The organism is Anabaenopsis arnoldii (genome assembly GCF_028331025.1).
GTDB lineage: Bacteria > Cyanobacteriota > Cyanobacteriia > Cyanobacteriales > Nostocaceae > Anabaenopsis > Anabaenopsis arnoldii.
This window is the reverse complement of sequence record NZ_JAQMUH010000040.1, coordinates 24,227-47,882: the sequence shown is the minus strand read 5'-3', so window position 1 is coordinate 47,882 and position 23,656 is coordinate 24,227. Positions and strand designations below refer to the sequence as shown.

The following is a 23,656-nucleotide window of genomic DNA, read 5'->3' as shown; positions in this document are numbered from 1 at the left end:
CTTAGTAAGAAAAATAGCCCATTAAAAGACCATTGTCCGTATAAAATCTTCCTTGTCCACTTTCCTTCCTTGTCTTCGGTAGTCTTGCCTTCACAGATCATATTAAAAACCTACCCTTGTAAGGAAGGGGGTGGGGTCAAATAATATTCGATACACTAATCATGAATTGACAAACAACCTCTGGGAACTCTCAAGAGTTTTCCTCATCCTCAATTACCCAACCCCTCTCCTTAGCAAGGAAAGGGGAGAGTTTTTCAACAGATGTCTAATAAACTAAGGGTGACATACCGCGCATTTGACGCAAAGCATTAATACACTGTGGACAGTCACAGTTAAATAAGTCAACCGCCATATCACTTTCTTCAATATTAAACCCTAGCAAGGGAACTTCATTTTCATCGCTAGAAAACTCTACTCCGGGTTGATATTCAGGGATTTTAGCCAATACAGAAGCTCTCACACACACAGGACGCCATATATGGTCATTTTGTATGCAGCTGAGTTTGTCTGTGTTGTCTGGTTCTGTTTCTGCGGCCTGGGCTTGATTTGCCATTGCTCCCATAGCGAGAATTGAGCTAACTAGCATGGGAGTAGAAAGTAAACTCAGTATAGTCTTTTTATTCATCGGGGTTCCTTGTAAAACAATCTAAAACGATCCTGACTGCTGAGATTATCCGATTAAATCTTACGATTTAAGTAAATCTTAATCAGGAATGCCAACGAGTCGTACCATCTGGTTGATCGATTAAAGTAACGCCGAGTTCCTGTAATTTTTGACGAATGCGATCGCCCTCCGCAAAATTCTTAGATTTACGGGCTGTTTGTCGCTGTTGGATTAAAACTTCAATTTCCCCATCAGTTAACCTGCTAGGGGCGACAGTGGGGGCTTCTGGTGCTGCTTCCAGTCCTAATACCCCAGCTAAGGTGACTAAAGTTTGCCATTGCTGCTGAATTTCTCCTGGGGTCAGGTCTGTTTTTCCTTGGTGAGTTAACAGATTACTTTGACGGCGTAACTCCTTAGCCAGTTCAAATAAAACCGCCAATCCTCCCGGTGTATTAAAGTCATCATCCATAGACCCTTGAAAACTCTCGATATAGGGATTAGGGATTAACTCTTTCCCGGTTTCCAGTCCCAGCTTGTCACCGTACTGATAGCCAAACAGTAACCCTTCCTTGAGGGTTTTCCAGGCATTTTCCGCCGAGGCGATCGCCTCTTTAGTAAAATCCAAAGGGCGGCGATAGTGTCCCTGTAGGATAAACAATCTTACCACCATCGGGTCAACACCTTGATCCAGCAACTCTCGAATTGTGGTAAAATTCCCCAAAGACTTAGACATTTTCTCACCATTCACCGTTACCATACCATTGTGTATCCAGTAACGCGCCAACGGTTTACCAGTCACCACTTCCGATTGGGCGATTTCATTTTCATGGTGGGGGAATACTAAATCACCACCACCGCCGTGAATATCAATAGTATCCCCTAGTAATGACCTGACCATAGCCGAACATTCAATGTGCCATCCTGGACGACCTGAACCCCAAGGTGAACTCCATGCTGGCTCCCCCGGTTTAGCCCCTTTCCACAGAGCAAAATCCGCCGAGTTTTGTTTTTTCTGTCCTGATGGGTCTTCTACATCTACCCGCCCACTAGCCCCGGCTTGCATATCTGACACATCCCGCCCTGACAGTTTACCATATTCACAGAATTTATGCACATTGTAATAAACATCACCATTGGTGGCGTAGGCATAACCTTTTTTTTCTAATTCCTGAATTAATTGGTGAATACTGCTGATATTTTCCGTTACACGGGGATATGCTGAAGCATCCATCACATTTAACCGTCTGATATCCTCAAAGTAAGCATCTATGTAGCGTTGGGAAACTTCCTCCATGGAAGTTCCTTCTAAATTAGCGCGGTTAAGAATTTTATCATCAATGTCGGTAAAGTTTTGCACATATTCAACCTCGTAACCGCGCCATTGAAAATACCGGCGTACTACGTCCCAACCTATATAAGAGCGTGCATGACCCAGATGACAGTAATCGTATACCGTGACACCACAGCAATACATTTTCACCTTACCAGGTTCTTGGGGTTGGAATGGTTCTTTTTTATGGGTGAGGGTATTGTAGATGGTCAGGGTCATAATTAATTAGTAATTAGTCATTTGTACAGAATTAAAGAAACAGCTTCTCGCCCCTGTGTGACAAGCAATGTCACCGATTTGCTCAACTTTGATCAAGATAGTGTCGCCGTCACAGTCATACAAAAATTCTTTGACTTTTTGAATGTGCCCAGATGTAGCCCCTTTGTGCCACAATTGGGAACGCGAGCGACTCCAGTAATGTGCTTCACCTGTGGCGAGGGTTTTTTCTAGGGATTCCTGATTCATCCACGCCATCATTAACACCGTACCATCTTTATAGTCTTGGGCGATCGCCGGAATTAATCCTTGACTATTAAATTGTAATTCTGAAATTACCATAGTTTCTCTCCTCACTGAATTTTCACATTAGAGTATTTAATCAATTTATTTAATACTTAAGCAAAAATACTTTTTATGGTATATTCAGTTACATTCTATTTTGATTCATGTAGAGACAAGAATTCTCCCATCTCTACACTTACTACCGCAGCTATATAGATACAGCCCTATGATAACTATTTAATGAAAGTTAGCACTATGGCGGATTAAATTCATAAATTCTTCGCGAGTCCGACCATCTTCAGCGAAAATTCCCCGCATAGCACTGCTAACAGTCCAAGAACCGGGTTTTTGCACCCCGCGCATCACCATACACATATGGGTTGCTTCCACTACTACCGCCACACCTTGGGGTTTGAGTAGTCTTTGCAATGCGTCAGCAATTTGGGTAGTCAGACGTTCCTGTACTTGTAAACGTCGGGCGTACATTTCGCAAATGCGGGCTATTTTAGATAAACCGATGACTTTACCATTAGGTATATAAGCCACGTGAGCGCGGCCAATGATCGGTAGGATATGATGCTCACAGGAACTGAAAATATCGATGTCCCGAACCAACACCATTTCATTGGCGTCTTCTGTAAATACTGCACCATTGAGCAGTTCATCCAAAGATTCAGTGTATCCCTTTGTAAGAAATTTCAAGGCTTTCATCACTCTTTTGGGAGTGTCTTTGAGTCCTTCGCGGTCTGGATCTTCACCTAATCCAATCAACAAAGTCCGTACAGCCTGCATCATTTCTGCTTCTGTTACTTTTGGTTGCTTTTGAGCAACTAAAGACGATAGTACCTGATCGGCAGAAGTTAGATCGGGACGAATCGATAAAGTCATTTTTTGAGTTTTATAAGGAATGTTTTACTGAAGTGGTCAGTTGTTCAGATGTCGGTTGTGATTTACCGCTGACTTACCCTGACTCATGAATGAGTGTAACATAACTTTACACCCTCTCATCATATCAAACATTTATGCAAATGAGAGTTAATTTCACTAGGGTTCAAATTTCTCCCAATAAAAACGAGTTGATTTTTACGTGGACTACACCAGTTGTCAGCGTGTAAATTATAACGTGGTCCGCTGAGTTGAAAAATATGGCGTAAATCACTATCATCAAACCACAGTATACCTTTAGCACGAAATACACCCGGTGGCATTTCCTCAGTCAGAAAAGCTTCAAACCTGTGAACATCAAAGGGGCGATCGCTCTGGAAGGAAATAGAAACAAACCCATCATTATCTAAATGATCTGAGTGATGATGGTGATGTTCATGGTGATGATGGTGATGATGGTGATCATGCCCCTTGTGTTCATCTTCTTCTACAATTGAGAGATAATCTTGTTTAGGTGTTAAATCTGTATCTAAAAGTAATGGTAACGGCACCTCTCCATATTGAGTGTGCAAAATTTTTGCCCCAGCTTTGACCTCATAGATGTAGTCTTCCACTTCTTGAAGTTTAGCAGGAGTTGCCAAGTCAACCTTATTGAGAAGAATAATATCACCATACGTGATTTGCTTCAAAGCCGATTCACTTTGAAAATGTTCAGCGTCAAAAGCTTCTGCATCCACCAAAGTAATAATAGAATCGAGGTTAGTTAAATCTCTGAGTTCCGTACCTAAAAACGTGAGGATAATCGGTAGCGGGTCAGCTACCCCAGTAGTTTCAATCACCAAATAGTCAATACGGTCTTCTCTTTCTAATACCCGATAAACAGCATCAACCAAACCATCATTAATGGTACAACAAATACAACCATTACTGAGTTCCATCATGTCTTCATCTATAGAAACCAGCAATTGGCTATCAATATTAATATCCCCAAATTCATTCACCAAAACAGCAACTTTTAAATCTTGTTTATTTTTGAGGATTTGATTTAGGAGTGTAGTTTTACCACTTCCTAAAAATCCAGTAATCAGAGTTACCGGCATTCCCCGCTTAGGAATCTCCGGTATAATCTTTGTTTGAGATGGTGTGAAACTAGTCATATGATCTGTGTTGGTGATCAAGTAAGTTTTGTCATTCCTGGGGGGTAGAATACCAACCCCATAAGATGTATAATTTTCAGGATTGAAAGGATTATCCGCACAAAGAGTGAAAAATCTAGATTAAGCCCTTAGAAGCGATCGCTTCCTGTAGCCGTGGTAAAATTTCATCGATGGTCAATACACCTAAATCGCCATTTTGTCTAGTGCGGATACTCAAAGTCTGATTTTCCACTTCCTTTTTACCGATAACCGCCACTACGGGGATTTTTTCTAATTCAGCTGTGCGGATTTGCTTACCCAGTCGTTCACCACTATAATCTACTTCTACCCGCATCCCGGACTGTTTGAAAGTAGTAGCGACAGATTGCGCATATTCGCGGACATCATCACTAACGGGTAAAAGTCTGATTTGTACTGGTGCTAACCATAGAGGAAAATCCCCAGCATAGTTTTCGATTAATATCCCAAAAAATCGCTCTAAAGAACCAAAGATAGCCCGATGAATCATAATTGGTCTTTGGCGATCGCCTTCTGGGGTAACATATTCCATATTAAAGCGTTCCGGTAAGTTAAAATCAACTTGAATAGTGGAACATTGCCAACTACGACCAATGGCATCTTTAATTTTAATGTCGATTTTAGGGCCATAAAACGCCCCACCACCTTCATCAATAAGATAGTCCCAACCCTTAGTATCTAATGCTTGTTTAAGTGCAGCAGTAGCTAACTCCCAAACATGATCATTTCCCACTGATTTCTCAGGACGGGTAGATAAATTAACTTCGTAATTAGTAAAGCCAAAGTCTGACAAAATCTGTTCTGTGAGATTTAAAACTCCCAGAATTTCCGGTGCTATTTGTGCAGGTAAACAGAAAATATGACCATCATCTTGAGTAAATCCCCTTACCCGCATCAAACCGTGTAAAGCACCAGAACGTTCATAACGATAAACAGTACCCAGTTCACACATCCGAATGGGTAGCTCTCGGTAGGAGTGGAGTTGATGCTTATAGGTGAGGACGTGGAAAGGACAATTCATCGGTTTGAGTTGATATGCTTGTTGTTCCACATCAATGGAATCAAACATATTTTCTCTATAGAAATCAAAGTGACCCGATGTTTTCCACAGTTCCAAATTAGCTACATGGGGGGTATATAGTAGTTGATAGTCGGCTTCTAAGTGCGATCGCTTCCAGTAATCTTCAATGATATGGCGGATTTGCGCCCCTTTAGGATGCCAAAAAACTAACCCACCACCAGCATCTTCTTGAATACTAAATAAATTCAAATCTTGACCGAGTTTTCTGTGGTCACGCCGTAATGCTTCCTCTCGTTGTTTTAAATAAGCTTGTAAATCTTCTGGAGTTTCCCAAGCTGTACCATAAATGCGTTGTAGCATCGGCTGAGTTTCATCACCTTGCCAATATGCACCCGCCACATTTAATAATTTAAAAGCATCGGGGTGAATTTCCCCGGTAAAGTTGATATGGGGTCCAGCGCACAAGTCCCACCAAGAGTTATGATTAACCATCCCCCCTGATGCAACTGTAAATAATGACGGTTCAGGCTGCACAGGAACATCAGGACTACCGATAAAATAACGGGTAATAATTTCATCTAGGGGGATGCGTGCTAAAATATCCCCTTTGTAAGTTTCCCCCAAGTTAGTAATTTCTGTTTGAATTTCCCCACGTTGTACCTCTTCGCGGATGATGGGTAAATTAGCCTGAATAACCCGCCGCATTTCCAAGGTAATTTTTTCCAAGTCCTCCGGGGTAAAACTCACAGGAGCATCAAAATCATAATAAAAGCCTGTTTCTGTCACCGGTCCAGTTGCTACCTTAGTCCCTGAAAATAGCTTCTGTACAACCATAGCCAAAATGTGGGCGCAGGTGTGACGAATCCTGATGAGCTGTTCATGGTCTTGCTGGTGCAGTTTCTCCTCAGACCGGATGATTGAACTAACCATAGCCGTAAAATAATGATAACCGTTATCATTATATCCCACAATTAACCAGATGAGATTAATCTTTCCTGAAAATCATCCCCAAATCAGGATGGTGGAGCGATCGCCCACCAGAGTATAAATTATAACGGCAAAATCAGGCATTTCTAGATCATTAACTCAGAAGTAGTTTTACACAGTTTCATCCTGCAAATTCCAGACCTTTGCAATGGCTTCAAGTTCCTTAATAATCAATTCCGTTTGATGCAAAATATTTTGGGCATTTTTAGGATTTTTCCGAAATCCTGCGTGTAACACATCATTACGCAGATTAGCCAAGTTTAATTCACCACCCCAAAGTCTGTTTAATTGTTTCTTTTTTTCCTTGGGAATATTAGACCATTCTACCAGATATTGAGATTCCTTAATAAGGATACCATCTTTATCCTTAATTTTACCTCCAGTTAATAATAGTTCCATTTCCTCCCTATATCCTTTATCTAATGGATCTAACTGAAAGTGATAACATAACAAAGAAGGTAGCCATTCCCGCGCCATAGATAAGGCTTGAACAATTTGTCCTTTCGCCGCGTACCACTCGACAATTTTCAATTGTCGTAATAAAGATGATTGTGGGTAATAGCGATAATCTGTTGAGTTAAACAAGCCAAAACTACCATAATCTTTTTCTACACGCTGCAACAAAGCTGCAAATGGTGGTACAGTTTGAGAAACCATTGGTGCTGCTGCTGCAATACGTTCAGGTAATATTGCTGATTCTTGAATAACATCCATGGGACGTAAAAGCTGTAAACCTTGTGCAATTCCTTCGATACTGACTGCTAAATCCTTAGCTGTAGAGTCACCTTGATCAAGTAAGCTTGCTAATGCTTGTCCATTTCCTGTTTTAATGAACTGGTCAGTAGCAGTCGTCCACTCCAATAAGCTAACTATGGGTAAAAGGTCAAATATAGGGGTTTTATTATTAGTTTTGGCATCAAATGCACCATATATTAGGCCTTGAATCTCGACTTGACGGACAACACGTAAATAACTAACAGCAATTAATGCTAAAACAGGTAGAGAACGAAAGCCATTTGTAATGTCAAATACTACTCTATCACCCTCTTCTAAACAGTCCGTTAACATTTCAAATAGTTTCCAGATATCTGAGGTACTGTGTCCTTCAGGTACATTATTTATTGGTTGTAAATTAACTTTATCGCCAAGTTTCTTCTTGAGTGTTTCCCAACTAGATTCCGTCTCATTATCTGGAATACCTGTAGCTGCTGTATTCGTCAATAAAACATAAAGAGTATCAGGTTGGTAAAATTCTACTAAAGCTTCTTGAATAAATTTAGTTTTATATTCCCCAGGAGCAATGGGATTAAGGTAAGTAGTTTCTTGATAACCTCTTTTGTTAAAGCCGAGAAATGAAATCGCCTTCATAATATTGAGTCCTTGATTCTTATTTTTTTTTACAGAAGTTTGTCCCATATCCAAATAAGTTTGAGTAGTAAGCTTGCTAACTTACTCTCTTCTACACAACCCCACCAAAACCTGCGCCAAAGCCTGTACCATGGGACGAAAAGAAACATCTTCTCCCCGTTCCAGGTGATGAATACTACCAGTTAACAAAGGAGATTTTGTAAAAATTTTATCTTCCTTACCATCGTAGTCACTATAAAGATTAGCAACAATCTGTATATTTAAATCACGACAAAACTCTTCCCAAAGGGGAACTTCCTCCTTACCCTTATCCCCAGCTAAAATCACCGCATGAGTAGCTTCACGCATAATCAGCCGATTTTCTGGTGTAATTTTACCACCCACATCAATGATATTTAGTGGTGTATTGGCACTCCGTACCCAGCCCGCCGCTTTAATGGCAAACTCTGGGGTAAACTTAGCCTTGTAGTCTTGTTTTAGTTTTCTGGCTAAATCAATATCTCGCCGCGCAGCATCGGAAAACCAAGCACCTTCCCCATCTGGACAAGCAGTAATCACATAAGGATAAGGTGCGCCGGGAATATTGCCAATTGCCTGTTTCAAACCTTTACGCAGACAAGATTTACCAGATTGGGGCGGACCACACAATACAACTTTGAGATTTTGTTTACTTTTGTGGGTTTCACTGGTTTCAATCACTTCACCCAACCGATAAGCTGGAGTATGGGTAGCAACAACAATGTAAGTTTTATATCCTGGCTTACCAATTTTGGGGTCAAAAATGGCGATCGCACCATACAATTGAGATATCTTATGAGAGATGAGATAACTTACCGCCACAGAAGCAGGTCCATCAATCTTAAGTAATTTTCCCCCCGTAATTTCCCCCGATGCAAGCATTTGATCTAAACGCGCTCCCGCATCCCTAACAATTTGGTCACCGTGAGCAGGTTTACCAAACCTCACCTTTAACACATCCTCATCCAGACTAATGTGATAGCTAGTCATAACTTTAATCTCTCACTTAATCAAATCGCCCAATTTATACTCAGGATTATGTGTAATACAAACCACATATTTACCTAACTTGGGGTCAAAACAAGCGATCGCACCATAAAGATGAGCCAGTTTATGAGCTAAAACAAACGCCACCGGTACAGAAATAGGTCCATTAATCCTCAACAGTGGACCACCTCCTAGTTCCTCTGAATCTTGCATTTCCTGCAGTCGCGCCGCCGCATCCTGAATAATTTGGTCATTTTGAGCAGTTTCCCCAAAACTCACCCGCAAAATGTTCTCTTTCAAAGCAATTCTATAACTAGTCATCTGTGCACACTGTTGGGTCAATAGGTATATCATACATCCCAGTGGAAGCAGCCAATTCCAATATGTTGTATGCTGGTCTTAGCAATGAATCTACTCAATCAGTGTTTAAGCCAACTTTTGTAGACACTCCCCAAATAGAACTGCTGCAATGGTTAGCACGCGGTTCTCTCAAACAAAACCTCCCCAGAGCAATTCGTTTATGGGTGTGGTTACGTTATTTGTATGGACAAGACCCCTTAGCGCTGAGTAATTCCTTTACCTTTGCTCAGTGGCGGGATGCTTTTTTTACTTCCACCCACCCCAAAGGGGAAGCAATTCCTCAGTTACATGATGTAAACTGTCCTTGTAGTAAAACCACTGCTACATGGTTATTACAAGCGGGAATTGTCAAATCACAATGGCAAAAGTCCCTGTTAACTCACACTGGTATTTCTGAACCTAAATTAAATGAAATATTACAACAAAGACTATTTGGCGTTACACGTCGTTCCTTACAAGCAGACCTAGAAATTCTCGCCGAAATAGGATGGTTAGAATATCGACAACAGAAATATCATCGGGTCAAAAAATTCCCCTCTCGTCCCATGATCACCACATCTGGGACTAGCGACGAATTGAACTTTCTCAATCAAGAAGATTTAGCCGCGATCGCTCAAAATCATTCCCAGATGATCCGTAGCGTACAGCGATTTTGCTTTCAACTTGACTATGTAATCCCCCGTAAGACTATAGACTTAGTTGATGATTGGCAACATCAATTACGGGAAATCTGGGAACAAGAGCCAGTACCACCTCTAGAATTAACTTACAACAGCGCCAGACTTAAACACACTGTGCAATCTATAGTTTACCCAGTATGTATCTATTATGTCCAACGAGCAGTTTACCTTTGCGCCTTAGGCGAAAGTCCTGACCGCAAAACTGATTGGTATAACTATCGACTAGACCGGATTCACCATATTACACCCATAGACTGGACAAATCCATCTATTCCCCAGGTTTTACAACAACGCTACTACAACGGTAATTTACCCAGTCCCGATGAAATTGAACGGGAAATGTCTCAAGCTTGGGGATTTGATTTTTATTTACCCTCCCGACTGATGCTGTTGCGATTTGACCGAGACCACCATGACCGCTACATTCGGGATACTGTTCGTCATCGGACCTTTGAGGCCGTTACCTATCAGGAAGCAAAATATTTAATTCAACAACATACATCAGTACTCGAACAACAAGCATTACTGCAAGTTCTCAATCAGCGCTCCTCACAAGATGCTTACTACCGTGTGCAATATCGCCATCTAGATTACAACGTCAGTATGCGTATACGCGCCTGGCGACCAAAAGCTGAAGTTATTATGCCTCTAGATTTACGCCAAAGTATCGGGGCTGATGTCGCCGCTGAATATTTGCTCTATCTGGGTCAAGAAAATGATCAACACCCCAAAATTAACGGTAAAAGCAGATAAGTTACATAATGCCAGATCATTACTTGCAGATTCTCGCCAATATGGTAGTAAGATATGGCAGGAGTTCCAATTTGGTAAAGAGGGTACTCTCTGGTTTTACCAAGAGTTATTACAGATTTACATCACCACCGGCTCAGATTTTTTAACTGAGGAATTTTCACGAGTAGTTAATTATTTATCTCAGGAAGGTTAGTTTTCAGTTTAAAGCCTGTTGCATTTGCTGTAAAACTCATTTCCCCAAGCCAAACACCAAGCGATCGCCATTGTCATAAAACCAGTATCTTGCATTTGACACTCCCCTAGGTTAGATTAATGTGAATTTATTTATTTAAAAGTATTAATCTTCTCAACCGTTTTAAAAAAGCTTGGGGAACAGCAGCAGGTTCTCCCGGTATCCACGGCCCAGCAGTCATTTCTAAATAGGGTTTCTGCTGATGAATGATTTCCATGGGAGTCAGCACACTATTAATCACACCGATGGGTTTTAAATTACCACGCTCGCCACAAAATTCATGCCAAGCATCAATAGCTTGACTATGGCAACTGATAATCAGATAATGACTACAAGCCTCTAAAATCGGTAACTTTTGCGGTTGTTCCACCCCCCCCACATCCACAATTACCAAAGACTTCTCCCGTCGTAACTGAAGGATAACCTGAGAATGGTAGGGGAAAAACTCATCTGTCAAAGAACCGCGATCGCCCCTATTAACAGCCTCCGTACCCAAATCTAACAGGTAATTACCCTCACCATCCCAACGGGCGCGTTGCAGATATATATCAGGAGTTTCACAAGACAAAGCTGTAAACAAAGCATGAGAAAACACACTTTTACCACTATTTGGTGGTCCGACAATCATTAACGCTGGACATAATTGCTGGTGGTAACAATAAGGGGGATGTATATCAATTACTTCCCCAATGTCAACCACATCACAGTTAGTTGCTACCACCACCGCACCTAAATGCGGTTCATAACAAGCTACCCAAGCCGTAAACTGTAGTTTGTCAGTTAGGTAAGCATACAACCAAATGGGGGCGCGTCCAGAAATTACCACACCAGCAGTAGTATCAATACCAGATGGTAACTCTAAATCTATTAAATCTCCTGGTTCAATCAGGCCATCGCTTTTGGTTGAAGAAATTAATAAAAATTGGTATTTCTTACCTTGCTTAATCACTGGTTCACTTAACTGTAATCGACCCCCGTCCTGAGTCATCAGCCTTTTTCCTTTTTTGCAGTCTGGGTAAAACTACATCAGCATCATCAATATTTTCGGAATCTCAACGCGGTACACTACCAGTTTTTTCGCCACAAATAAACCCATAAACAAAATATCCTCTCTTGAAATCAGTTCATTATTACACACCCATGGAAGAGGACTATTCCAATTTTTTAAAGTTTGTATAAATTAATCTCATAAAAGTATTATTTGCGTAATAATCACCACATTCCCCCAAGGGGACGGAAATCACAAACCCCACTGTTACTAATGAAAAATGCCCACAGGCGCGGGCATTAAGTAGGCTTTCTGTCACTTTTATTGGCTACAATCATGTTGGATCATGATGCTTTTATTCTTCTGGATTTTCCCAAATAAATCAAGTACTTAAAACTGTAATTTTAGACATAAATAGCGAAATTATATCTTTTTATTTATTCATTCTCCAGATGACAATAGAGCCAAACTTAGAATTTATGTGACAACTCTAGTATCTGCTGATTGTCTTTGAAAATTTCCGGTAATTATCTGGCGATAATTGTAATTATATCACAAAGATGAATTGGTATTTACCACTACCATAAACATCCCGTTGACCAGCAAACATTTCACGACAAAACTGAGATATTTATGTCAATTAACCTGGAGAATTGCCGGGAATTTTATATTAAAACTATAAGTATGGTCAGGTTGAAAACCCCAGGTATTCCCAGTCTTGGGGTTTTACTTTTTTCCCCATTCCCCATTCCCAATTACCCCCAATGCTCAAGATTAGCCGAAAGATAGATGAAATTAGATCACCAATTGCCTTATATTATCGCTCAAACAAAGAGCGTCAGGTTTGAGGGTGTATCTGCTAGCCAGAGTAATCTGAATCCGCTCCGTTAAGATAGAGTTTAACTACCCTATCAATGTTTTCAGAAAATGCGATTGATTTTATACAGCAAGCCCGGATGTCATTTGTGTGAGGGTTTACAAGAAAAGTTAGAACAACTCGAAAACCTCAATTGTGAGTTAGAAGTTCGGGATATTACCACTCGTGAAGACTGGTTCTTGGCTTATCAGTATGAAATACCGGTTCTTTGTTTATGTAACCACACAGGAGCAGAAGACACCGAGGGAGGGGTAATTGAGGAGCGTTTACCACGTCCTTCTCCCCGTGCTAGTGTGCAGCAGTTAGCCCAAATGTTGGGTAAGTATTTATCCATTTAGAAAAAAATAATGCAGAATAAGCGCAAGAGATTTGTGTGACGAGGTGCACTAAAATGAAATTGCGTGAACTACTGGCGGTTGTGGATGGTGTTAATTACTCTTTTGTCCCTGATGTAGAAGTCAAGGGCTTAAAGACTAATTCTCATGCTTGTAGTATGGGTGATTTATTCATTGGAATGCCGGGAACCCGGGTAGATGGTGGGGATTTTTGGCCCAGCGCCATCGCCTCCGGTGCTGTAGCGGCCATTGTTTCACCCCAAGCATTACAAAACAATCCTCCCACACAAGGGGCTGTGGTTGTCAGTGCTGCGGATATGACTAAAGCCTGCGCCCAATTAGCGGCAGCTTTTTACGGTCATCCAGGCAAAAAACTCCAGCTGGTGGGTGTAACTGGCACTAATGGTAAAACTACTACTAGTCATTTAGTGGAATTTTTCCTCAGTCAAGCTCATCTACCTGTGGCTTTGATGGGAACTCTTTACACTCGTTGGCCTGGTTTTGAACAAACTGCCCTCCACACCACACCCTTTGCAGTGGAATTACAAGAACAGCTAGCAGCAGCCGTGAATGCCGGTTGTGAGTTTGGTAGCATGGAAGTTAGTTCCCATGCTTTAGCCCAAGGTCGAGTTTTAGGGTGTGAGTTTGAGGTGGGGGTGTTTACTAATCTCACTCAAGACCATTTGGACTATCACAGGGATATGGAGGATTATTTTGCTGCCAAGGCTTTATTATTTACTCCCGAATATCTCAAGGGACGCGCAATAATTAATGCTGATGATGCCTACGGTCAGCGTTTAATTGCGTCTCTAAGTATATCAGGACAGGTGTGGAGTTACAGTGTTAATAATCACAGCGCCGATTTGTACATGAGTAATTTAATGTACGAACCTAATGGTGTCAGCGGTATCTTACATACCCCAACGGGTAATGTGGCTTTTCGTTCTCCTTTGGTGGGGCAGTATAATTTAGAGAATCTTTTGGCAGCTGTGGGTGCGGTTTTACATTTAGGACTAGATTTACACTTGCTGGCTGCGGCTATACCACAGTTTCCTGGGGTTCCCGGACGCATGGAACGCGTACTTAGTCCTGAAAAAGAAATCACCGTAATTGTGGATTATGCCCACACCCCTGATAGTTTGGAAAATTTGCTCAAAGCAGCACGGCCGTTTATTCCCGGGAAGATGATCTGCGTGTTTGGCTGTGGAGGCGATCGCGATCGCACTAAGCGCCCTAAAATGGGTAAAATTGCCGCCGAATTAGCAGATATAGCCGTTGTCACCTCAGATAATCCCCGGACAGAAGACCCAGAACGGATTTTACAAGATGTTTTAGCAGGAATTCCTCATACGGCTCAACCAATAGTAATATGCGATCGCGCTACAGCTATTCGCACTGCCATTTTACAAGCCCAACCCGGCGATGGAGTCTTATTAGCTGGTAAAGGTCACGAAGACTACCAAATTCTCGGCACTGAAAAAATCCACTTTGACGACCGAGAACACGCACGGGAAGCTTTACAAGAAAGACTCAAGACCCGTTGATCTCAAAATCAAACACCTAGCTTCTTCTTACTGCTGACTTCCAAAGGTAAGAAAATAGTTAAAACTTCTCCGTAGTGTTGGCGTTGGCGGACAATCAGTTTACCGCCAATAGCCTGAAATAGATGCTTTGTGGCAGCAAGATTTAAAGTAATCGTACCGGTTTCGGGTTGAAACATCAGTAATTGCCCCAAGGCCTTGCGAATTGGTGGTGTAACATTACCCGTGGCCACGCTAGTACCTTGACAATGTAATTGGGGTGATAATTGTAACTTCAGTTGATCCCCCGCTGGAATCACCTGCACTTGAATATGACTTCCTGGGGGTAAACTGCGGGTGAAATTCTCCATCAACCCCGTGAGTACCTGATCTAACATATTGGGATTACTCACCACTGTTGGTAATTGCTGCGGTAAAACTACATCTAAAGTCAAATTTCGCCGATGTGCCGCTTGTTGCCAACGAGGGACACTCTGCCGCAGTACCTGATCTAAGGACATGGGTGTGAGTTGACTACTTGCAGATTTCACCGCCGGAGAAGTTTCTAATTCTGCGGCTTTAAACAATAACTCCATGCGGTCAATTTGCTCGGTACACTCGTGATCAATAATTTCTAAGCGATTAGTAACTTTAGCTGGTAAATCTTGCCGTTTGAGTAGTAAGCGAGTCAGGGTGCGAATAGTCGTTAAAGGTGTCCGCACTTCGTGAGCAAAAGCTTGGAGTAATTCTACATCGGGTACTGGGGATGGCTTGGGGGCTACCCTTTCCTTTTCAGCATCTGCAGTCTCTTCTAATACTTCTTTATTGGCGGGGAATGCTGTTAATTCCTCCAGTAACAACCTGCTAAACTCCATGATCATCCGGTAATCTGGTGTGATTGCAGCATAGTTTTCAACTAATGTCTCCAGTTCGGCGCTAAATTCTGGATTACTCAGCATTACCCTCGCACTCAGCGATCGCCAAGCTTGCTCTACCACTTCCGGCTCAAAGGAAAATGAAAATGTTTTATTACCTCTGTGATCTTCTGCCAAAACCAACACTAATCTCAATTTTTCTGTAAAAACTAAGCAAAATCTCTCTCTTACCAGTGGATCTGCTGGTAGTAAAGGTAGTACTGTTTTCTGGGGAGCCATTTCTTGACCTCCTGTAGCAATCACACCAGGCCTCTGAAATGGCATCAATGCCAAGGGGTTAAATGGCTGCGCTGTAAATGTGACACTTTGCAAGCTCTGATTTAATTTTGCCTGAGTAAATAAAGGTGCTGGTGCTGCTAATACTAAGCCTTTAGTCCCATCAAGTGAAGCAGTTGCTAAACTGTTGATCAGTAGTTGTTCCGTTGCAGCCACACTCACCCGCCACTGTCGCTCTGCTTTGGTTGGTGAGCATTCAGCCACAGTTGCCTGACTGGCAGCTACAATTTCACTCAGGCTTGGCAAGATCCATTGATACACAGGTATTCACCCCTTAATTGAAGAGCGACGGCAGCGTTTAAATTAGACATTTGACTACTACCTATGAGGTTATATTCTTTTGTGTACTCGCAACAGTAGTATAACCGAACATTATAGGGGCAATTTCCCCTGTTATCAGTTCAATTCCCAGATTGTCAACTCACCCTTGAGTAACTCAGTCCCACACCGTTTACAAAACTTAGCATCTACATCATGGAATGCTAAACCGCAACCAGAACAAACTATTTCTAGCTGATTAGCACTTTTCACCAATCGCTTAATTAAGTCCCCTACTTGCCAAGGAATTAAAGAAATACCTGTCAAAATCATTAATACTGTCAGCAAGCGACCTAATTCTGAAATCGGGGTCAAATCCCCAAATCCCACTGTTGTCATCGTCACCACCGAAAAATAAAACGCATCCAAAAATGTGCCAAAAACATCAGGGTTGACTGGATGTTCTACCTGATAAATTAAGCCAGAGTAAATAAATATAATGGCAAATAAAGTAAATAAAATTCTGGCTAATATTTCCCCATCTTCCGTAGTGATAGTACCAAATAAAAATGGTCTATCTATTAATTTAATTAACCTTAAAATTCTAAAACAGCGCAAGAGGCGAATAAACCTCAAATCAACTCCCCCTATAAAAAATGTTAAAATTGCTATTAAGTCAATAGTTGCGTAAAAACTAAAAATATAGTTAAATTTATTTTCAGCACTCCACAGGCGCACTGCATATTCTCCAGCAAAAAATATCAGGATTACAATGTCAAGAACATTTAAATCCATGAGAATATCCTCAGGAATATTATAAGTCTCAGCGACAAACATACCTGATGAGAGTACCACCAAAACCATAAGTGTTAAATTAATCGCTTTACCTGTTGGTGTTTCTAGGTCTTTTAAGTAAAATTCTGTTTGTTTTCTGCTTACTAACATATTCAACACCTTTGACAAAAGACAAATAAAAGTTAAATAGGATATGATGAGAATTTATCATTAATAAATGACTAATTCCGATGCAACCAGAAGATTTTATGCGCCTAGCACTCCAAGAAGCTCAAAAAGGAGATGCTCCTTATGGTGCTGTAATTGTTAAAAACCAAGAAGTTGTCGCTGTCGCTCATAATACCGTCAATCGAGATAGCGACCCATCAGCCCATGCAGAAATTAACGTGATTCGCCGCTTAACAGCTAAACTTAAAAGCCCTTCCTTAGCAGGTTATACAATATATACCACTGGTGAACCTTGTCCTATGTGTGCTACGGCCTGCGTGTGGGCGGGGATATCTGAAATTGTCTATGGTGCTTCCATTCAAGATTTAGTCTCGGTGAATCAATCACAAATTCTTATATCCTGTGAACAGGTAATTACTCAATCATTCAGAAATATTAAAATCACAGGCGGGATTTTAAAGCATGAATGTTTGGCATTATTTAATTGAGCAAAATATCTTTTGAGAATTGTTAATATTTTTAACAAGGCTCTAAATAAGCTAAAAATCTGTTAGCCACAATAGCCGCTTGAGTGCGATCGCTTAAGCTTAAGCGGTTAAACAAACTGGCGGACAACTGCGATCGCCAGTAATACCCACTCCAAATACAGCAAAAACCGAAAAGGATGATTATTAATTGTAATAGGGCGATTCATACAGATACTTTATAGGCTTACCGTAGTGTACAGGGAATTACCCATGATATTTTGCATTACTCCTAGTGACTTTAGTCATGGGTGTAACCATGACTTTATGCTCATCTCACTTTCATAGGGGATTTATTATCATGGTGACATCAAGCCAAGATACTACAAGAGATATTATGAAACTTAAACCATTATCCCTACTAGCTGCAGCAATTGCCTTAACTGTAACTACAATACCTGTTGCTGTTCAAGCGCAAACCAGAACCTCTTCACCCATAGAAGTAGCACAAACACCTAGAACACAAAGAGGTCAAAAAGGTGATTGGGGTTGGCGGCGCTTGAATTTGACAGATACCCAAAAAGCTCAAATGCAAGCCATTAAAAGCAACACCCACGCTCAAATCGAAGCAATTCTTACCCCAGAACAAAAAGCAACATTGACCGATAATCGAGGAAAATGGGGTTGGGCTAAGTTAAATCTAACTGAACAACAGAAAACCCAAATGCGCCAAATCCGGGAATCTTCTCAACAACAGATGTTAGCACTTCTGACCCCAGAGCAACGGCAACAAATGCAGGAAATGCGCCAAAATATGCGATCGCGCCGTCAGCAAGGCAATTTCCCAAATAGAGAATAAAAAATTAACTCAATACCTAGTAAAAGTTAGGAGTTATGAGTTATGAGTTAGTCAAGACTCCTAGCTTGATAAACATGACTCCAGAATTCGCCATTGGTAGTAAGGTCAGAGTTGTAGCACTACCGCCCTACGTCAAAACCGCAGATCCCATGCCCACGCTGCGCCCCCCTGATGTGATTTCTTTAGGGGAAGAAGGTACATTAATTGACCGAAAACCCGGAGGATATTGGGTTATACACTTTACTAAGGGCAATTTTTTGTTGGATAGCCAATATATTGAAAGCACAGATATCCCACCCGCAGCTCACCAGGGTAACCAAGAATTGTAAACTTGTGTAAAGTTGTCATTTTGGTCAGCACCATGATTTCTCGGCGCAATTTTTTCAATCTATTACTTGTCAGCTGTTTTGCCCTCATCAGTTGGCTGCATCTTACCCCAGCGGCCCATGCAATGGGTGGTAAACTTCCGGCCATCAATCAGCCCGCACCAGAGTTTACTTTGCCCACCAATACAGGTGATGGTACAGTTTCTCTTTCCGATTGGCGGGGTAAGTGGGTAGTCCTGTATTTTTATCCCCAGGATTTTACCTCCGGTTGCACTATTGAAGCTCGTCGTTTTCAGCAAGACCTACCCAAATACATAAATAAAAACGTTCAGATTATTGGCGTGAGTGCCGATGATGTTGATTCCCACGCCGAATTTTGTGATTCCCATGGGTTGAAATTTCCCCTATTAGCTGATACCACTGGGGCTGTGAGTAAGGCTTATGGTTCTTGGCTCGGTGTTGTATCCATGCGCCATAGTTTCATCATTGATCCCGAAGGAATTTTGCGTGAGATTTTCCTGAAGGTCAACCCCTCAATTCACAGTACAGAAGTTCTGGCGCAACTGGAAAAGTTGCAATCTCAGACTATCCCAGTCCAGCTATCAGCTTCTTAGTCCTGAAGAATCCATCCCTCAACCTAACTTTTGACCGGATTTTGACGGTTAACTGTCAAATTGTAACCGTCAATTTTCTTCACCTTTTTCCTGCAGGAGCGATCGCCACTTCGACAGGGCTTCTTTTGACCACAACCAATTCTGAATCAATTCATTACTCTGGAAATTCACTGGTTGATTGGCGATTACCATATCTCTCAACTTCACAGCCTCATTAACATATTGTCTTTGTTTATTAATAGAAGGTTGATTATATGCAGATGTATACATCCCCAGCGCTAATCCAGCATAGGAAGTTAAAGCTTCTTCGGTGAGTTCCGTACTCATAGTTACAAGTCCAGTAGAGGCAATCCTTTGCTGATTAAGAGCTAAATTCAAGGCTTGGAACCAAGAAGAATTAGCTTCATTGAGATTACCGTCTGCATAGTGGGCAAATCCCAAAGCATTATTATATAAAGGTGAATTTGCTTCAGATTCTAACGCACCTTCCCAATAACGACGGACATCATTAATACTGTATTTCTGGTTTCCAGTCTGAACAAACTGCCATGCTAATCGCCCTTTTAAAAACTTCACAGATGAATCATCTAGTTGGTTTTGCGGAACTAAATTCAGTAAGGCTTCAGCAGCAGTCAGTTCACCACGATTGAGTAGTTCTGTGATCCATCGTAGTCCTTCGTCTAAGTCACCCCCGCCTAATTTTTCCTTAGCCTTAGTAGTTATGATTCCAGTGGGGGCATTTTTAATGTTGATTTCAGGCTGAATGTCTCTAGGTACAGACTCCGGAACAATTGACGGTGTAACCGATATAGGTGTTTCTTGTGGTTTTTCTCCTACAACAATTAAGCTAATAATTATACATATAACACTTACACCCACTATACCAATAACAGGCCACGGCCGGGGTGATGATTTTCTTGGGGTGAGAGTCTTCCGGTTTTGTCCCACATATTTAGCCGCCGGGGGTGGGGATTCTAGTGTTTCTTCACTTAATTTCAGTTCCTCATTCTCAGAAGCAGTATCTTGGGGCAGATAATATTCCCGAACTTGGTTATCTCTCATCCCTTGTACAGGTTCCTGATAGGGAATTTCCTGATGTAGCTGACGAAACAAATCTGAAACTAAAGCCGAATCTTCCGCATAGTCCGGCTCATCATCAGACTCAATTTCATCTACTAGGTCGCCCCATGTTTCTTCACCTAGCCAGTCTATATCTGACAGGTTGGGTGGTGTTGGTATAGAATCATCAGCTAAACCACAATAAATCATCTCATCAATGGGTAAAACTATGTCTGTCTCATTTGTCATGGCAACATACATAGCAGTAGGATTTTCCCTCAAAGGCGGCTGATGAATATACTCTTTGAGTGATTTCGCACTTAAATATTCTGGACTTAAAGATATTTCTGGACAGAACGAACCATCAAAATCCTGTTGGAGATATAAAATTGGTAAAGCCCAGTAGTTCTGGTGAGAACCATAGGTAGAAATTAATCCCTGGCGTACTAGATTGACACACAAATCTACAGGGCATCCCTGACTGAGCTTGTGGTAAAACAATTGTGTCAGCGTTAGTGCTACTTCATCGGGAATGCGTTCTGACATAGCCAACACGCTGCCAATTCCTCGCCTCACCAGGCTTTGCGTCAAGTTACCTTGAGCCGTCATGTCCCCACCCGGGTCGGATGTAGCTGTGTATGCTCCCCAACAGGAATTAAACACAACCATTTTAATATTATTGTTAACTAGCAACCCTGCTAAATCATCACCACTCAGAGTTTCCGTTAACCCAGTTCTTCTACTGACAAGGTAAATTTGTCCACCTTGGGGACTTCGGCTACTATGACCAGAGTAGTGTAGAATTTGGTATCCCCCTTGTTCTAACGCTTGGGTTAATTCTTCGCGCCCTGGTTGATCTAGTATGGTCAGCGAAATCTCTGGTAAATGATGGCCACTTCTGTCATTTCGTCTTTTCTGACGCTGAAGTTCCTCCTGGAGGTTGATAGCTTCTTGTTTGAGTAAATCAAGACGGACTTGATCCGGAGGAGAAGCTAGTACCATTAAGACTTTGACTTTTCCAATTTCTGGGAGTTTTGATTTGCTTCTCAATGGCAAACCAGATCCAGCCATTGTTCCGGTTTGGTAGCGAGAAAAAGCAATATAAGGGCCAGTAGCCAGAGGGCGATCGCCTGCGTGCATCACTTCCCAGGGTAGACGTGCTAACCTGACATCTTTTAGCCCCAATCGTAAGTGCAGCAATTTTTGGTGGTTTTGGGCAATCCCTTGGGCAGTAATCCAACTGTCTCTGATAGTGCCTTGAAATAGTGCATTGTACAATTGCTGTCCCAATGTCACCAGATTAAAAGAGTTTTTAGCGATCGCGTTTCCCTGGAACACCGATTTGAGCGGGTCATTCATCAGATGTCCAGCAGATACTAACCACTCAGTTACAGGCCAGGTTACCAGTTCTTCTGCTAATGGCACCCCAGTCGCGACTTGTTCCGTCCGCACCAAGTAGTCATTTTGCCCTACTGGGGTTACGGAAATATGAAATTCCTGGGTCACAACTTTTCCTGTTCGCCTCCTTAATCGAATTGAAACTTTGAGTTTCAGATCTAGACTTTCGCTCCTTCTCACACTTTAGATGCTTTCTGCGACTGAATGTTTCTCAGCCGGGTTATTTTTGCGGTTCCTTGGTTATAAGTTTATCCCCATTAGTTACCCACTGGCTAGCTAAATTTAATTCATTGAACTGCGATTAGCTCTATTTTGTGCTTTCCTCCGGAAAGACGTAAATGTGTCGCGGACGTTAAATTAGTAGATGCACCCTGATAACTAACTCCCCTGATTGGCTAACACCGGTTAGGGGATTTTTTTATGCTTCTCTCCGGAAAAAGGCAGATGTGTCCCGCAGATTAAATTGGTAGATGCACCCTGATAACTAACTCCCCTGATTGGCTAACACCGGTTAGGGGATTTTTTTATGCTTTCCTCCGGAAAGACGTAAATGTGTCACGGATATTAAATTAGTAGATGCACCCTGATAACTAACTCCCCTGATTGGCTAACACCGGTTAGGGGATTTTTTTATGCTTTTCTCCGGAAAGAGGCAGATGTGTCACGGATATTAAATTAGTAGATGCACCCTGATAACTAACTCCCCTGATTGGCTAACACCGGTTAGGGGATTTTTTTATGCTTTCCTCCGGAAAAAGGTAAATGTGTCCCGCAGATTAAATTAGTAGATGCACCCTGATAACTAACTCCCCTGATTGGCTAACACCGGTTAGGGGATTTTTTTTGGGCTTCCCTCCGGAAAGAGGTAGATGTGTCGCGGATATTAAATTAGTAGATGCACCCTGATAACTAACTGCCCTGATTGGCTAACACCGGTTAGGGGATTTTTTTGTACAGTTGACAGAAATTTTTCCGGATAAATGGTAGATGTGCGACGAAGACTAAATTAGTAGATACACCGTGATAATTAATTCCCCTGGGTGAGTAACACTCACTGGGGGATTTTTTTATTCTGCGGACAGCAACCATCATATCATTAATGATAATTTTGTCGAGAACAAACTCAACTCTTTAGTCTCAAAACAGATTACTGATCAATGCGTGCTGATAATTAACTCCCCTAGACTGCCACCACTGGGGGATTTTTTTGTTGGGTATGACCAACATTCCCATTTGTGACAATTTTACCTGGAACATACATTTATTCCTAGACAAGTTTATTGATAGATACACACTGACAGCTCACTCCCCTGTCTGGCAGCCACCCCACTAGGGTATTCTGTTATCGGAACAGAATAATAACAAATCTCAGGCAAGATTTATCCGGAGGGCTGAACCTAAACTAAGAACATTTAATTAGTAGATACACCCTGATAACTAACTCCGGTGGGAGGTAAAGACTTGATTGAATTCTTGATGAAAAAACTCTTCTTCTGACAGCTTAACTCATTTGTAGTTGCTTAGGAAAGTATTATAACGCAACATTTCTAAAAATGTTCTACTATGGATAGTTTTTTATTCTTATTATAAGTATTATAGTTTCTTAACTGATTAACAGATTCGTTAAGTTATTACTTAATCATTGACGATATACGCTGCTAAAAGCTGGTATATTCACAATAATCTAAGTCATGCTTTAACCGTAGTCTTACTGTGTGATTTCCTAGTAAGTTCCTAATAACTCACCCAGTTACCCTGATTGGGTTAATTTATATTTTTTTTAATCTAGTCACTTCGAGTATTGGGTTTAGACTTTCCCAGAGTCTCCCGGTCGGTTTTAACCTTAACTTACCCAATATGCTCATCATATCACGTTCGTGGTG

20 protein-coding genes and 1 pseudogene are annotated in these 23,656 nt (G+C 41.5%); 8 read left to right on the top strand and 13 right to left on the bottom strand.

The features are described 5' to 3' along the window. Positions 1 to 265 precede the first annotated feature (265 nt). The 9 genes from PN457_RS03365 to PN457_RS03325 all read right to left on the bottom strand — a co-directional run bounded on the left by PN457_RS03365 (position 266) and on the right by PN457_RS03325 (position 9,197). On the bottom strand, positions 266 to 625 hold the full coding sequence (locus PN457_RS03365) for a hypothetical protein (protein WP_271731323.1): 360 nt from the start codon (positions 623 to 625) through the stop codon (positions 266 to 268). Positions 626 to 707: 82 nt separating this feature from the next. After that, the gene (gene cysS, locus PN457_RS03360) at positions 708 to 2,153 is read right to left on the bottom strand and encodes a cysteine--tRNA ligase (RefSeq protein WP_271731322.1); all 1,446 of its coding nucleotides are present in this window, start codon (positions 2,151 to 2,153) and stop codon (positions 708 to 710) included. Positions 2,154 to 2,159: 6 nt separating this feature from the next. After that, positions 2,160 to 2,507: a phosphoribosyl-AMP cyclohydrolase gene (hisI, locus tag PN457_RS03355; protein WP_271731321.1), complete on the bottom strand. Its 348-nt coding sequence runs from the start codon at positions 2,505 to 2,507 to the stop codon at positions 2,160 to 2,162. 165 nt (positions 2,508 to 2,672) lie between these two features. Then, positions 2,673 to 3,323, bottom strand: coding sequence for a GTP cyclohydrolase I FolE (gene folE, locus PN457_RS03350; RefSeq protein WP_271731320.1), 651 nt, complete (start codon positions 3,321 to 3,323; stop codon positions 2,673 to 2,675). A gap of 119 nt (positions 3,324 to 3,442) precedes the next feature. Then, entirely contained in the window at positions 3,443 to 4,477 is a 1,035-nt protein-coding gene (locus PN457_RS03345; protein ID WP_271731319.1) for a CobW family GTP-binding protein, read from the bottom strand. 115 nt (positions 4,478 to 4,592) lie between these two features. Then, positions 4,593 to 6,446, bottom strand: a complete 1,854-nt coding sequence (gene thrS / locus PN457_RS03340; RefSeq protein WP_271731318.1) for a threonine--tRNA ligase — start codon at positions 6,444 to 6,446, stop codon at positions 4,593 to 4,595. Between the two features lie 168 nt (positions 6,447 to 6,614). Then, complete coding sequence (gene csx2 / locus PN457_RS03335) at positions 6,615 to 7,871, bottom strand: TIGR02221 family CRISPR-associated protein (RefSeq protein ID WP_271731317.1); 1,257 nt, start codon at positions 7,869 to 7,871, stop codon at positions 6,615 to 6,617. Positions 7,872 to 7,952: 81 nt separating this feature from the next. Further along, complete coding sequence (locus tag PN457_RS03330; protein ID WP_271731316.1) at positions 7,953 to 8,879, bottom strand: CRISPR-associated protein Csx3; 927 nt, start codon at positions 8,877 to 8,879, stop codon at positions 7,953 to 7,955. 12 nt (positions 8,880 to 8,891) lie between these two features. Next, the gene (locus PN457_RS03325; RefSeq protein ID WP_271731315.1) at positions 8,892 to 9,197 is read right to left on the bottom strand and encodes a CRISPR-associated protein Csx3; all 306 of its coding nucleotides are present in this window, start codon (positions 9,195 to 9,197) and stop codon (positions 8,892 to 8,894) included. Between the two features lie 41 nt (positions 9,198 to 9,238). Here PN457_RS03325 and PN457_RS03320 point away from each other — a divergent pair, with 41 nt between their 5' ends. Both PN457_RS03320 and PN457_RS03315 read left to right on the top strand, forming a co-directional pair. Further along, positions 9,239 to 10,669, top strand: coding sequence for a TIGR03985 family CRISPR-associated protein (locus tag PN457_RS03320; RefSeq protein WP_334310745.1), 1,431 nt, complete (start codon positions 9,239 to 9,241; stop codon positions 10,667 to 10,669). Further along, positions 10,632 to 10,862: a hypothetical protein gene (locus PN457_RS03315; protein ID WP_271731314.1), complete on the top strand. Its 231-nt coding sequence runs from the start codon at positions 10,632 to 10,634 to the stop codon at positions 10,860 to 10,862. The genes PN457_RS03320 and PN457_RS03315 overlap by 38 nt, the downstream gene beginning before the upstream one ends. 127 nt (positions 10,863 to 10,989) lie before the next feature. Here the strand turns inward: PN457_RS03315 and crn3 are convergent, their stop codons facing one another. Next, positions 10,990 to 11,889, bottom strand: a complete 900-nt coding sequence (gene crn3 / locus PN457_RS03310; RefSeq protein WP_271731313.1) for a CRISPR-associated ring nuclease Crn3/Csx3 — start codon at positions 11,887 to 11,889, stop codon at positions 10,990 to 10,992. A 927-nt stretch (positions 11,890 to 12,816) separates the two neighbouring features. On the opposite strand from crn3, the pseudogene PN457_RS03305 reads away from it, so the two are divergent. Together PN457_RS03305 and PN457_RS03300 are read left to right on the top strand one after the other, a co-directional pair. After that, positions 12,817 to 13,124, top strand: a pseudogene (locus PN457_RS03305) (glutaredoxin family protein). Between the two features lie 33 nt (positions 13,125 to 13,157). Next, the gene (locus tag PN457_RS03300) at positions 13,158 to 14,645 is read left to right on the top strand and encodes a UDP-N-acetylmuramoyl-L-alanyl-D-glutamate--2,6-diaminopimelate ligase (RefSeq protein ID WP_271731310.1); all 1,488 of its coding nucleotides are present in this window, start codon (positions 13,158 to 13,160) and stop codon (positions 14,643 to 14,645) included. 8 nt (positions 14,646 to 14,653) lie between these two features. Here PN457_RS03300 and PN457_RS03295 read toward each other — a convergent pair whose 3' ends face one another. After that, entirely contained in the window at positions 14,654 to 16,093 is a 1,440-nt protein-coding gene (locus tag PN457_RS03295; RefSeq protein ID WP_271731309.1) for a sensor histidine kinase, read from the bottom strand. A 135-nt stretch (positions 16,094 to 16,228) separates the two neighbouring features. Next, the gene (locus tag PN457_RS03290) at positions 16,229 to 17,035 is read right to left on the bottom strand and encodes an ion transporter (protein ID WP_271731308.1); all 807 of its coding nucleotides are present in this window, start codon (positions 17,033 to 17,035) and stop codon (positions 16,229 to 16,231) included. A gap of 80 nt (positions 17,036 to 17,115) precedes the next feature. Between PN457_RS03290 and PN457_RS03285 the strand changes: the two genes are divergently transcribed. The 4 genes from PN457_RS03285 to PN457_RS03270 all read left to right on the top strand — a co-directional run bounded on the left by PN457_RS03285 (position 17,116) and on the right by PN457_RS03270 (position 19,316). After that, positions 17,116 to 17,541 carry a nucleoside deaminase gene (locus PN457_RS03285; protein WP_271731307.1) on the top strand — a complete coding sequence of 142 codons (426 nt, stop codon included), beginning with the start codon at positions 17,116 to 17,118 and terminating at the stop codon, positions 17,539 to 17,541. A 373-nt stretch (positions 17,542 to 17,914) separates the two neighbouring features. Next, a complete protein-coding gene (locus PN457_RS03280) occupies positions 17,915 to 18,376 on the top strand; it encodes a P pilus assembly/Cpx signaling pathway, periplasmic inhibitor/zinc-resistance associated protein (protein ID WP_271731327.1) in 462 nt (153 codons plus the stop codon). Between the two features lie 74 nt (positions 18,377 to 18,450). Beyond that, a complete protein-coding gene (sipA, locus tag PN457_RS03275; RefSeq protein ID WP_271731306.1) occupies positions 18,451 to 18,705 on the top strand; it encodes a regulatory protein SipA in 255 nt (84 codons plus the stop codon). Positions 18,706 to 18,737: 32 nt separating this feature from the next. After that, the gene (locus tag PN457_RS03270; RefSeq protein ID WP_271731305.1) at positions 18,738 to 19,316 is read left to right on the top strand and encodes a peroxiredoxin; all 579 of its coding nucleotides are present in this window, start codon (positions 18,738 to 18,740) and stop codon (positions 19,314 to 19,316) included. 69 nt (positions 19,317 to 19,385) lie between these two features. Here the strand turns inward: PN457_RS03270 and hetF are convergent, their stop codons facing one another. Then, the gene (gene hetF / locus PN457_RS03265; RefSeq protein WP_271731303.1) at positions 19,386 to 21,881 is read right to left on the bottom strand and encodes a cell division protein HetF; all 2,496 of its coding nucleotides are present in this window, start codon (positions 21,879 to 21,881) and stop codon (positions 19,386 to 19,388) included. Between the last annotated feature and the right edge of the window lie 1,775 nt (positions 21,882 to 23,656).